Origin of the sequence: Andreprevotia chitinilytica DSM 18519, from assembly GCF_000711875.1 — a bacterium.
Classification (GTDB): domain Bacteria; phylum Pseudomonadota; class Gammaproteobacteria; order Burkholderiales; family Chitinibacteraceae; genus Andreprevotia; species Andreprevotia chitinilytica.
This window is the reverse complement of record NZ_JONM01000023.1, coordinates 17,925-29,831: the sequence shown is the minus strand read 5'-3', so window position 1 is coordinate 29,831 and position 11,907 is coordinate 17,925. Positions and strand designations below refer to the sequence as shown.

At 58.9% G+C, this 11,907-nt stretch carries 10 protein-coding genes; 5 read left to right on the top strand and 5 right to left on the bottom strand.

Annotated features, from left to right (window positions below):
* Positions 1-6: 6 nt before the first annotated feature.
* The 4 genes from BR41_RS18370 to BR41_RS18355 are packed head-to-tail and all read right to left on the bottom strand — an operon-like array spanning position 7 to position 2,418.
* Positions 7-294: a DUF167 domain-containing protein gene (locus BR41_RS18370; protein WP_035059939.1), complete on the bottom strand. Its 288-nt coding sequence runs from the start codon at positions 292-294 to the stop codon at positions 7-9.
* Positions 294-878: a YggT family protein gene (locus tag BR41_RS18365; protein ID WP_035059938.1), complete on the bottom strand. Its 585-nt coding sequence runs from the start codon at positions 876-878 to the stop codon at positions 294-296. The genes BR41_RS18370 and BR41_RS18365 overlap by 1 nt, the downstream gene beginning before the upstream one ends.
* A gap of 11 nt (positions 879-889) precedes the next feature.
* On the bottom strand, positions 890-1,708 hold the full coding sequence (gene proC, locus BR41_RS18360; RefSeq protein ID WP_035059937.1) for a pyrroline-5-carboxylate reductase: 819 nt from the start codon (positions 1,706-1,708) through the stop codon (positions 890-892).
* Positions 1,705-2,418: a YggS family pyridoxal phosphate-dependent enzyme gene (locus tag BR41_RS18355; protein ID WP_051711328.1), complete on the bottom strand. Its 714-nt coding sequence runs from the start codon at positions 2,416-2,418 to the stop codon at positions 1,705-1,707. Before BR41_RS18355 ends, proC begins: the two co-directional genes overlap by 4 nt.
* A 96-nt stretch (positions 2,419-2,514) precedes the next feature.
* On the opposite strand from BR41_RS18355, the gene BR41_RS18350 reads away from it, so the two are divergent.
* The 3 genes from BR41_RS18350 to BR41_RS18340 all read left to right on the top strand — a co-directional run bounded on the left by BR41_RS18350 (position 2,515) and on the right by BR41_RS18340 (position 6,968).
* On the top strand, positions 2,515-3,558 hold the full coding sequence (locus tag BR41_RS18350) for a type IV pilus twitching motility protein PilT (RefSeq protein WP_035059935.1): 1,044 nt from the start codon (positions 2,515-2,517) through the stop codon (positions 3,556-3,558).
* A 45-nt stretch (positions 3,559-3,603) separates the two neighbouring features.
* Positions 3,604-4,740 carry a PilT/PilU family type 4a pilus ATPase gene (locus BR41_RS18345; protein ID WP_035059933.1) on the top strand — a complete coding sequence of 379 codons (1,137 nt, stop codon included), beginning with the start codon at positions 3,604-3,606 and terminating at the stop codon, positions 4,738-4,740.
* A gap of 107 nt (positions 4,741-4,847) precedes the next feature.
* Positions 4,848-6,968 carry a type IV pilus assembly protein FimV gene (locus tag BR41_RS18340; protein WP_035059931.1) on the top strand — a complete coding sequence of 707 codons (2,121 nt, stop codon included), beginning with the start codon at positions 4,848-4,850 and terminating at the stop codon, positions 6,966-6,968.
* A gap of 81 nt (positions 6,969-7,049) precedes the next feature.
* Here the strand turns inward: BR41_RS18340 and uvrA are convergent, their stop codons facing one another.
* A complete protein-coding gene (uvrA, locus tag BR41_RS18335) occupies positions 7,050-9,920 on the bottom strand; it encodes an excinuclease ABC subunit UvrA (RefSeq protein ID WP_084187395.1) in 2,871 nt (956 codons plus the stop codon).
* A gap of 86 nt (positions 9,921-10,006) precedes the next feature.
* Here uvrA and BR41_RS18330 point away from each other — a divergent pair, with 86 nt between their 5' ends.
* Both BR41_RS18330 and ssb read left to right on the top strand, forming a co-directional pair.
* Positions 10,007-11,371 carry an MFS transporter gene (locus BR41_RS18330; RefSeq protein ID WP_035059924.1) on the top strand — a complete coding sequence of 455 codons (1,365 nt, stop codon included), beginning with the start codon at positions 10,007-10,009 and terminating at the stop codon, positions 11,369-11,371.
* On the top strand, positions 11,371-11,868 hold the full coding sequence (ssb, locus tag BR41_RS18325; protein WP_035059922.1) for a single-stranded DNA-binding protein: 498 nt from the start codon (positions 11,371-11,373) through the stop codon (positions 11,866-11,868). The genes BR41_RS18330 and ssb overlap by 1 nt, the downstream gene beginning before the upstream one ends.
* Positions 11,869-11,907 lie beyond the last annotated feature (39 nt).

Sequence of the window (11,907 nt, the reverse complement as noted above, 5' to 3'; positions counted from 1 at the left end):
GATCTTTCAGAGCGCAAGCAATGAATCCGGTGCGGTGCTGCTGCCAGTAATCAGCACAGCCTTGGTGCGCGAGGCAGCGCCAGAAACAAGTGTCACCTGCCGTTTCGGCACCGCAAATCGTTTAGCCAGAAACTCGATCAGGCATTCGTTGGCTTTACCATCCACTGGTGGCGCGGCAAGGCGGATTTTCAACGCCTCGCCGTGCAAACCGGCAATCTCGGTCTTTTTCGCCCCAGGCTGGATATGCAGGCGCAGCAGCCAGCCATCGGGGCGTGCCTCGAACCACGCAGCCATCAGGCGGCGATCCGGATGCTCGCAAGAATGTTCTGCTGAATACCGGTCACAAAAATATTGGCAACAATGATCACCAAGCTGAGGAACATCGGCGTGATATCGATGCTGCCAACAGGCGGGATGATTTTGCGCAAGGGGCGCAGCCACGGATTGGTCAGGGCATTGAACACCGGCATCATCGGGTTGTATGGGGCCACCCAAGACATCAATGCCTGGCCGATCACCGCCCCAAACAGCAAGTAAAGCGACATCTTGATCACTTCAAGCAGGCCCGCCAGCCCGATCGCCAGTAACGACAGCGGTGCGCCCAGCACATAGGGCCAAGGCGAGATGCTGAGCAGCAGCCCGTGCATGCCGCAAGCCCATAGCCACGCCAGCACAAAGCTCGACGTATCGTATTGCCGAAGCGACGGCAGCACGCGTCGTGTCGGCAGAACCATCCAGTTGGTCAGCGCCAGCACGAACTGTCCGAGCTGATTCTTGAACGAAACCTTGTGCGAAATCAGATAAAAACGCGCGAGCAGCGCCAGGACAAAAAACCCGGCCAGGCTCTGGATCAAAAACGCGAGTGCATTGGCGACCATGCGTTGCCTCCTTAGCCTTGTGGCTCGCGGCCTAGTTCATCGCCCAGCTCTTTCGAACGGGCAGCCGCAGCAGCTGCTGCTGCAATGATGGTGGCACGCACCTGACTGTTTTCGAGCGCGTTGATGGCGCGCTCGGTCGTGCCGCCCTTGCTGGTGACTTTGACGCGCAAGGTTGCAGCGTCGTCTTCGCTCGCCATGGCCAGTTTCACCGCGCCAGCAAAGGTCTGGTATGCGAGCTTCTTGGCGACTTCCGGATTGAAGCCCTGCGCACGGGCAGCGGCTTGCAGCGATTCGATGAAATAGAACACATACGCCGGGCCGGAACCTGAAATGGCCGTTACGCCGTCGATATCGCTCTCATCGTCGACCCAGACTGTTTCACCAATCGAATCCAGAATGCGCCCGGCCAGTGCCCGGTCATCGGCTGTGACGCCGGTTGCTGCGTAGGCGCCGGAAATGCCCGCCCGCACCAAGGCTGGCGTGTTTGGCATCACGCGGACAATTCGCTGTGCGCCGCTCAGCCAGCGTGACAGCGTGTCGGCACGTACGCCGGCGGCTATCGTGACGACCAGCGAATCGGCGATCTGCGGCGCAAGGGCCTCTGCGACTGCGCGCAATTGCTGCGGTTTGACCGCAAACACCACGGCGTCGCTTTTCGGTAGCGCGTCTTCCGGTGCACCGGTGCTCACGCCAAACTGCTGTTGTAATTGCGCACGCTTGCCGGCATCCGGTTCGACAATGTGGATTTCGCTGCCGGCAAAGCCTTGGGCGACCATGCCGCCGATCATTGCCGCAGCCATGTTGCCGCCGCCGATAAAGCTGATTTTCATCGTGGTCCTTCGTGCGAATTTGAGGTTGTTCTTGCGCCAAACAGGGCTGTGCCAACGCGGACGATGGTTGCCCCTTCGGCGATGGCGGTTTCCAGATCGGCTGACATGCCCATCGAGAGTGTATCCAGCAGCAGACCATTGTCTGCCAGTTGATGTTGCAGCTGTGCCAGCAACCTGAACTGACTGGCAAGCAGCTCGACATTGTCGGTCGGTTCCGGAATGCACATCAAGCCGCGTAATTGCAATCGCGGCAAACCACGGACGGTTTGCGCCAGTTCGGCCAGTTGTTCTGGCGCCACACCTGATTTGCTCGCCTCGCCGGATACGTTCACTTGCAGGCAGATTTGCAGTGGTGGCAGGTGATTCGGGCGCTGCGCCGAGAGTCGTTCGGCGATTTTCAAGCGGTCAACGGAGTGGGCCCAGGCTGCGTGCTCAGCAACGGCGCGGGTCTTGTTGCTTTGCAACGGGCCGATGAAATGCCATTCCAGTTCGGCCAGATGTGACAGCGCTGCGCTTTTCTCCGTCAACTCCTGGACGTAATTCTCCCCAAAAGCGCGTTGGCCGCAGTGATAGAGCTCGGCAATCGCTTCGCTGGGGAAGGTTTTGCTTACGGCCAATAGTGTTACGCTGTCAGTTGGTCTGTGAGCCATGATGACGGCTGTCTGGACGCGACTGAGCACGCCTTGCCACCTTTCAAAAATCGTTGCCATAATGGCTTAGACCTTTAAATTGGCCAGATGGGTTCGTGTACGGCTTTTCAATCGAGCCCCTTTTACATCGGACTTTGCCAAAGGACAGAATTATAAATGGAAATCTCTGAGCTCTTGGCGTTCGCCGTAAAGAACAAAGCATCGGACTTGCACTTGTCGTCCGGTCTTCCACCCATGATCCGGGTTCACGGCGATGTGCGCCGCATTAATTTGCCACCGATGGAACACAAAGACGTTCATGACATGGTGTACGACATCATGAACGACGGTCAGCGCAAAGTGTATGAAGACACGCTCGAATGTGACTTTTCATTCGAGATTCCGAATCTTTCCCGGTTTCGGGTCAATGCATTCGTGCAACAACGTGGTTCTGGCGCGGTATTCCGGACGATTCCGTCCAAGGTGCTGACGCTGGAAGAACTGAATGCGCCCAAGGTATTCCAGGAAATTGCGCAAAACCCGCGCGGTCTGGTTCTGGTGACCGGGCCGACCGGTTCGGGTAAATCGACCACGCTGGCTGGCATTATCAATTACGTCAATGAAAACGAATATGGTCATATTCTGACCGTTGAAGATCCGATCGAATTCGTTCACCAATCGAAAAAATGTCTGATCAATCAACGGGAAGTCGGGCCGCATACGATGAGTTTCTCCAATGCATTGCGTTCGGCATTGCGGGAGGATCCGGACGTGATTCTCGTCGGCGAAATGCGGGATCTGGAAACGATTCGCCTTGCGTTGACGGCCGCCGAAACCGGTCACTTGGTATTCGGGACGCTGCATACGAGTTCTGCGGCCAAGACCGTTGACCGTATCGTTGACGTGTTTCCGGCGGCGGAAAAAGAAATGGTGCGGTCGATGTTGTCTGAATCATTGCGCGCAGTCATTTCGCAAACGCTGCTCAAGACCAAGGATGGCAATAGCCGGGTGGCGGCGCATGAAATCATGATCGGCATTCCGGCAATTCGGAACCTGATCCGTGAAAACAAGATTGCGCAGATGTATTCGTCCATTCAGACCGGTTCGCAGTTCGGTATGCAGACGCTGGATCAGTGTTTGACGGATCTGGTTCGCCGCAACATCGTTTCCTCGAGCGAGGCGCGTGGTAAAGCGTCCAACGCCGATAACTTCAAGGGTTGATGCGGCCCGTCGCGCGCCCGTCACCGAAACGTTTCAGAGCAGGTCATGGAAAAAGAGCAGGCAGCCAAGTTCATGCAGGATCTCCTCAAGCACATGCGTGCCAAGGGAGCGTCCGATCTTTTCATTACGGCCGAATTTCCACCGGCGATGAAAATCGACGGCAAGGTGACGCCGGTATCCAATCAGGTCCTGTCGGCGCAGCACTCGAAGGAGCTGGCGCGAGCGATCATGAATGACCGGCAGGCGGAGGAGTTCGAAGCCACCAAAGAGTGTAACTTCGCCATCAGCCCCGGCAATCTGGGGCGCTTTCGCGTGAATGCCTTCGTGCAGCAACAGCATGTCGGCATGGTGTTGCGGACGATCAATTCAGAGATTCCTTTGCTTGATGATCTGGGTTTGCCGCAGGTGCTGAAGGACATCGCCATGACCAAGCGTGGTCTGGTGGTGTTTGTCGGCGGTACGGGGTCGGGTAAATCGACCTCGCTGGCGGCGATGATTGGCCACCGCAATGACAATGCCTATGACCACATCATCACCATCGAAGACCCGATCGAATACGTGCACGATCACAAGAAGTCGATCGTTACCCAGCGTGAAGTGGGGGTCGATACCGATTCGTGGATGGCGGCGCTCAAGAACACCCTACGGCAAGCGCCAGACGTCATCCTGATCGGCGAAATCCGTGATCGCGAAACGATGGACTACGCGATTGCCTTCGCCGAAACCGGTCACCTTTGCATGGCGACGCTGCACGCGAACTCATCCAACCAGGCGTTGGATCGCATCATCAACTTCTTCCCGGAGGAGCGGCGGATGCAGCTGTTGATGGACTTGAGCCTCAATCTGAAAGCCTTCGTATCCCAGCGGTTGGTGCCACACCGCACGGGCAAGGGGCGGATCGCTGCGGTGGAGGTGATGCTCAACTCGCCGTTGATTGCCGATCTGATCTTCAAGGGCGAAGTGCATGAGATCAAGGAGATCATGAAGCGCTCGCGTGAGTTGGGCATGCAGACGTTTGACCAGAGCCTGTTCGATCTCTTTGAAGCCGGGAAGATCAGCTACGAAGATGCGTTGCGAAATGCCGACTCGGTGAACGATCTACGCCTGCAGATCAAACTCAATAGTAGCGAAGCACAACAAAAGGACGTCCTTTCAGGTATCGACCATCTGGACATCGTTTAGCGCAGTCGATGAATCGGCATTGCGCCCAAGGCATCGTTAGAAATGCCTGATAAATGGATAGGAATTGGATGACGTCTCCCCCGCTTTGTAGAGCGTTAACGCGCAGCATGATCGCGGCTGGCCTGTGTTATGGCACGCCGTTGTACGCCGCCATGCTAGGGGACATGCAAGTCCGTTCGGCATTGGGCGAGCGTTTCCAGGCGGCAGTCAGCGTTGCTGCGGCCGATGACGAATCGCTGAGTAACGCTTGCTTCCGCCTCGTTCCCCCGCCCGCCGATGACGATGCCGCAATTTTGCGGCGTGCGCGGCTGGTGTATCAGCCGGACGACGAGCGTGGTGGCAAGCTGATCGTTTACGGCGACGAGAAAATCGATGAGCCGTTGTTGCACCTGGGCATTCGGGTGAAATGCCCGGATGAGGAGCGCCGCGATTTTCAGCGCGATTACAGCGTGTTGCTTGATCCCCGTGAGTACGTAGTGCCCGCCAAGGGCGACGTGCGCAATGCGCGTGGCGGTGCGGCAGCGGCGGTTCCACTGCGCAATTTGCCGGCGCTGGGCGGGGTTTGGCGCACGCGTGACGGTGACAATGTCGATTTGATCTCCCGCGCTTATTTCCCGCGTGATAAAGCCACCCGCTCCCGATTTGTCGATGCCTTCTACCTGCTGAATCCAGATTTGCCGCAAGGTCTGCGAGCACGGCTGGAGCCGGATCTCCAACTGGCCTTGCCGGATCGCTCCAGTGTGCAGCCGGCAGCTGCTGAGGGCGCGCTAGCGCCACAGCCGCGCCAGCCACAGCCAGATCGGCTACAGGCATTGCCTGCTTTGCCGCCGCTACGCATCGAGGGTGAGCAGCCCAGTGATCGGCAACTGGCGCGCCAACCGCTCCCAATGGAGAAATCCGCCCCAGCGGGGGAAGACACTTTCCGCTTGCACTTGTCCGGGCCATCGCTTGATCTGGAACGCAAATCCAATCTGACGCCGGAAGAGAGCCTGCGCGTCCGCGAGCACCTGCTTAGTTTGTCATCCGACGATCAGACGGCGCAGCTGCTGCAGCTCAAATACCAGATTTCCGAGTTGGAAAAACAGCTGACGGCGTTGAAGACACGCAGTCCCGACGATGCATCGAATGCAACGCAGCCGGCGATGCAGACCAAACGTCGTCAAGCCGGGGCCAGCGATGGCTGGAGCTGGGCTTGGCTCTTGTTGCCGTTATTGCTGATCGCCGGCGTAGCGGCTTGGGTCTATCGGCGCTGGCGCTTGCGCCGCGAGTACGAAGATGCCGAGTCGTTCTCGTTTGCGACCAATTTCGAAGCGCGACCGGGATTGACCTCGAGTGTGATGGCATCGTCCGGTTTCGGGTCGGGGCCCACCGCGGGCATGCGCGAACTGGCGCAGAATATCGCGCAGGCCGCCAGTGACTTCCACAATGATGATGTCGATGTTGTCTTGCCAAACAACGTCTCGGAAGAAGCCCAGCTGCTGATTGATCACGGTCTGGTCCAGCAGGCGATCAATTTGCTCGATCACGAACTTGGCCAGCATCCGACGGCACTCGTGCTTTGGATGAAGCTGTTTGAAATCTATCGCCAGCAGGCGATGAAACAGCCACTCCAGGAGCGTGCCGTGGCATTCCGTCTGCAATTTGCCAGCGATACCTTATGGCAACAGGTGCAGTCGATCGGCCGGCAGATCGATCCGGATAACCCGCTGTATCGCTCGCTCGATGAGCAGGTCGATAACCTGTTGGAGATCCCGTCGGGGCGGCCGGACAAAGCCGGCTCGGAACAAGACGAGTCTGACCAAAGCGCGCTGGCATTTGCTTCGATGATGCATGAGCAGGCTGGGCTGATGCCGCCGGATTCGGTCTCGCAGACCAGCGTGCGGAGCGTGCCGTCACCGCGTTCGGACTGGAACCTGGAAGAGCAAGGGCCGCCCACCTTGCCGCAAGATGCGCTCGCATTTGATCTGGCCGAAGACGAGCAGGAGGAAAGCAAATCGGCCCGTCCGGACGTTGGCCAGGGCATGGTGGTGGCTGAAGTCTCGGATATCGATCCCAAGCAATTCGTGACGGATGATCCAGAGCTGCAAAAGGTTCCGAACTACCTCGCTGCAGGGAATATCGATGGGGCGTTCCACGTGCTGGAAGAAACGCTCTACCACGGCACCATGGATCAACGCATGGTCGCCATGAAATGGCTGGATAAGTTGGCGCCGATCCGCAATAGCTAAGTGGGCGTTCATCGTCATCCCCAAACAAACAGGGCCGCATATTGCGGCCCTGTTTGTTTGGAGAGGCTGGCTGAGACGGGATTACAAAATCCGCGCCAGATAGTGGCCGGTATGGCTGGCCGGGTTTTTCGCCACCATCTCCGGAGTGCCGGTCGCGATGATCTGCCCGCCGCCCGCCCCCCCTTCCGGACCCAGATCGACCACCCAATCCGCTGTCTTGATTACGTCCAGATTGTGCTCGATCACCACCACGGTATTGCCATGTTCACGCAGGCGGTGCAGCACCGTCAGCAAGAGGTCGATATCGTGGAAGTGCAGACCGGTGGTTGGTTCATCGAGGATGTACAGTGTGCGGCCGGTGTCGCGCTTGGACAGCTCCAGCGCCAGCTTCACCCGCTGTGCTTCGCCGCCAGACAAGGTGGTGGCGCTCTGGCCAAGGCGGATGTAGCCGAGGCCCACGTCCATCAGCGTTTTGAGCTTGCGCGAAACGGTTGGCACGGCACTGAAAAACTCGGCAGCGACTTCCACCGTCATTTCCAGCACTTCGGTGATGTTCTTGCCCTTGTACTGCACGTCCAGCGTTTCGCGGTTGTAGCGTTGGCCGTGGCAGACATCGCATGGCACATACACATCCGGCAGGAAGTGCATTTCCACCTTCAGCACGCCATCGCCCTGGCACGCCTCGCAGCGGCCACCCTTCACATTGAACGAGAACCGCCCCGGGCCGTAACCGCGTTCGCGGCTGGCCGGCACGCCGGCGAACAACTCGCGGATCGGCGTAAACAGACCGGTATAGGTGGCCGGATTGGAGCGCGGCGTGCGGCCGATTGGCGATTGATCGACGTTGATGACCTTGTCGAAATGATCCAGCCCGTTCACTTCATGGAACGGTGCCGGTTCGGCCGATGCGCCGTTCAACTCCTTGGCAGCCAGCGTGTAAAGCGTGTCGTTGATCAGCGTCGATTTACCGGAGCCGGATACGCCGGTGATGCACACCAGCAGACCGACCGGCAGCGCCAGATCGACGAACTTGAGATTGTTACCGTGAGCGCCCTTGAGCGTGAGCCACTTTTCCGGGTTTGGCGCGAGTGGGTCGCTCGGTCGCTCGATCTTGCGCACGCCGGACAGGAACTGGCCGGTGATCGAGCGCGGCTCCTTCATGATGTCGTCCGGATGGCCGGCCGCGATGACCTCACCACCGTGGACGCCGGCACCGGGGCCGATGTCGATCAGGTAGTCGGCGGCGCGGATCGCATCTTCGTCGTGCTCGACCACGATCACGCTGTTATCCAGATCGCGCAGCCGCATCAGCGTGCCGAGCAGCCGGTCGTTATCGCGCTGGTGCAGGCCGATGCTGGGTTCGTCCAGCACATACATCACACCGGTCAGACCGGAGCCGATCTGCGATGCCAGACGGATACGCTGTGCTTCGCCGCCAGATAGCGTATCGGCACTGCGTTCCAGGCTCAGGTAATCCAGCCCGACGTTGACCAGAAAGCCCAGGCGCTCGCGGATTTCCTTGACGATCTTTTCAGCAATCTGCCCCTTCGCACCTTCCAGTTGCAGCGATTGGAAAAAGGCGGCGGTATCGCGCAGCGCCATTTGCGAGATCGCGTGTAGCGTTTCCGGCCCGACACGCACATTGCGCGCCTCCAGCCGCAGACGTGCGCCGTTGCAGCTCGGGCAGCACTGGTTGTTCTGGTACTTGGCGAGTTCCTCGCGCACCGTGACCGAATCGGTCTCCAGGTAACGGCGTTCGAGGTTGGGAATGATGCCTTCGAAGGCGTGCACGCGTTCGAACTTGCTGCCGCGCTCGTTCATGTAGGTGAACGAAATCTGGTCGCGGCCCGAGCCATGCAGCACGACTTGCTGCACGTTCTCCGGCAGCTCGTTCCACAGCGTGTTGACGTCGAAACCGTAGTACTCCGCGAGGCTGGTCAGCATCTGGAAGTAGAACTGGTTGCGTTTATCCCAGCCCTTGATCGCACCGGCCGCCAGACTCAAATCCGGGTGCGCGACCACGCGCTTCGGATCGAAGAAAGTGATCTGGCCGAGACCATCGCACTTCGGGCATGCGCCCATCGGGTTGTTGAACGAGAACAGACGTGGTTCCAGCTCTGGCAGGCTGTAGCTGCAGACCGGGCAGGCGAACTTGGCCGAGAACCAGTATTCCTTGCCGGTATCCATTTCGACCGCAATGGCGCGGCCGTCGGCGTGGCGCAATGCGGTTTCAAACGACTCAGCCAGCCGCTGCTTGAGATCGGCACGCACTTTCAGGCGGTCGATCACGACCTCGATGGTGTGTTTCTTGTTCTTGTCGAGCTTGGGGATGGCATCCATCTCGAACACTTCGCCATCGACACGCACGCGCACAAAGCCTTGCGCACGCAATTCGTCGAACAGGTCTAGGTTCTCGCCCTTTTTGCCGACGATGACCGGGGCCAGGATCATCAGCTTGGTTTCTTCCGGCAGCGCCAATACGTGATCGACCATCTGGCTGACGGTTTGCGATTCCAGAGGCAAATTGTGGTCGGGGCAGTAGGGCGTGCCGACACGGGCGAACAGCAGGCGCAGGTAATCGTGGATTTCAGTCACGGTACCGACGGTCGAACGCGGGTTGTGGCTGGTGGCTTTCTGTTCGATCGAGATGGCCGGGGAGAGACCCTCAATCAAGTCGACATCGGGTTTTTCCATCAACTGCAGGAACTGGCGTGCATAGGCCGACAGCGATTCAACATAGCGGCGCTGGCCTTCGGCATACAGCGTATCGAACGCGAGCGAACTCTTGCCCGAGCCGGACAAACCGGTAATGACCACCAATTTGCCGCGAGGGATATCGAGATTGATGTTCTTCAGATTGTGCGTGCGCGCACCGCGGATGCGGATCAGCGGAATGTCTTGCGATTCGACCGGGGTGTAAGGCGCCGGAGTGTAAGACGATTTGTCAGCCATGTGGGGCGGTTCTGCGTTGCTGAGGGCAATCCGCTAATATAACGGACTTTGCGCCCGGCTTCGAACTGCTCTTCAGGCCCGAACATATGAATCCAATCGAACTTCGCGCTTCCCTCGGCCTTGCCGGCCTTTATGCCTTGCGCATGCTGGGCATGTTCCTGATCCTGCCGGTGTTTGCCGTCTATGCCGGACATCTGCCGGGCGGCGACAACCACACCATGGTCGGCTTGGCATTCGGCGCATACGGCCTCACGCAGGCGCTGTTGCAACTGCCGTTTGGCATGTGGAGCGACCGTGTCGGGCGCAAGAAAGTCATCTATATCGGTCTGGCCTTGTTTGCGCTGGGCAGCATCATGTGTGCGGCGGCGGATCACATCGTCTGGCTGGTGGTTGGCCGGGCCGTGCAGGGCGCAGGGGCGATCTCGGCGGCGGTGACTGCCTTGCTGGCGGATTTGACCCGTGAGGAAAACCGGACCAAGGCGATGGCCATGATCGGCGGCAGTATCGCGACGACGTTTGCGGCTTCCCTTGTCATTGCTCCCAAGCTGGCCGGCTGGATCGGTTTGCCGGGCATCTTCCTGCTGACGGCGGTGCTGGCTGTTGCCGCTATCGTTGGCGTGCGGCAGGTCATCCCGAATCCAACCGTGACCCGTCACCATTCGGATGCCGAAGCGGATACCCGTCGCCTGCCGGCCGTGCTCAAGCACCGGCAATTGCTGCGGCTGAACTATGGCGTGTTTGCCTTGCATGCGGCGCAGATGGCGATGTTCACGGTGATGCCACTGCTGCTCAAGGACATTGGCGGGCTGGATGTCAGTCGGCATTGGTGGGTTTATCTGCCGGTGGTATTCGTTGGCTTCGTGCTGATGGTGCCGGCGGTGATCGTCGGTGAGAAACAGCGCAAGTTGAAACAGATCTTCCTGATGGCAATCGGCTTGATGTTCATCGCTCAGCTGGGCATGACGTTGTGGATGCCCAATCTGGCTGCGATCGTGCTTTGGCTGGCGGTGTATTTCACGGCATTCAACATTCTCGAAGCCACCCAGCCGAGCCTGATTTCCAAGATTGCCCCATCCGATGCCAAAGGCACGGCGATGGGTGTCTACAGCACTTGCCAAGCGCTCAGCATGTTCGCCGGTTCGGCGCTGGCTGGTTGGCTCTACCAGCACTTCCACAGCCCGATGCCGGTCTTTGCCTTGTGCGCGGTGATGGTCGGTATCTGGTTGGTGGTCGCCTGGGGCATGCAGCCGCCGCTGCCCGTCAAGACCCGCATGTTCCATATCGGCGACCAATGGGCCGGCGATGCGGTGGCGCTGTCTGTTAAACTGGCAGCCATTGACGGCGTGAAAGAAGCCGTCGTTCTGATTGATGAACGCGTGGCGCTGCTCAAAGTCCTGCAGGACGGATGGGATGAAGCGACCGCGCAACAACTGATTGCGGAGACCCAGTAATGGCTTCTTTGAACAAGGTGCTGCTGATCGGCAACCTCGGGCGTGACCCGGAAACCCGTTTTCTGCCTTCCGGCGGCGCTGTTTGTAATTTCAGCATTGCCACGACCGAAAACTGGAAAGACAAGCAAACGGGCCAGAAGCAAGAAAAAACCGAATGGCACAACATCAGCATGTATGGCAAGTTGGCCGAAATCGCTGGTGAATACCTGAAAAAAGGCAGCTCGGTTTACATCGAAGGTCGCCTGCAAACGCGCAAGTGGCAAGACAAGCAAACCGGTGCCGATCGCTACACCACCGAAATCGTTGCCGACCAGATGCAAATGCTGGGCGGCCGTGGTGGCGGTAGCGCCCCAATGGGCGGCGGCGGTGATGAGTTCAACCAGGAATACAGCCCGGCACCGTCCCCCGCGCCGCGTCAGCAACAAGCTGCGCCAGCACCGAAGCCTGCCGCACCGGCGCGCAGCTTCGATGATTTCGAGGACGACATCCCGTTCTGATCGTCATTTGACCAGAACCGAAAAGACCACCTTCCGGTG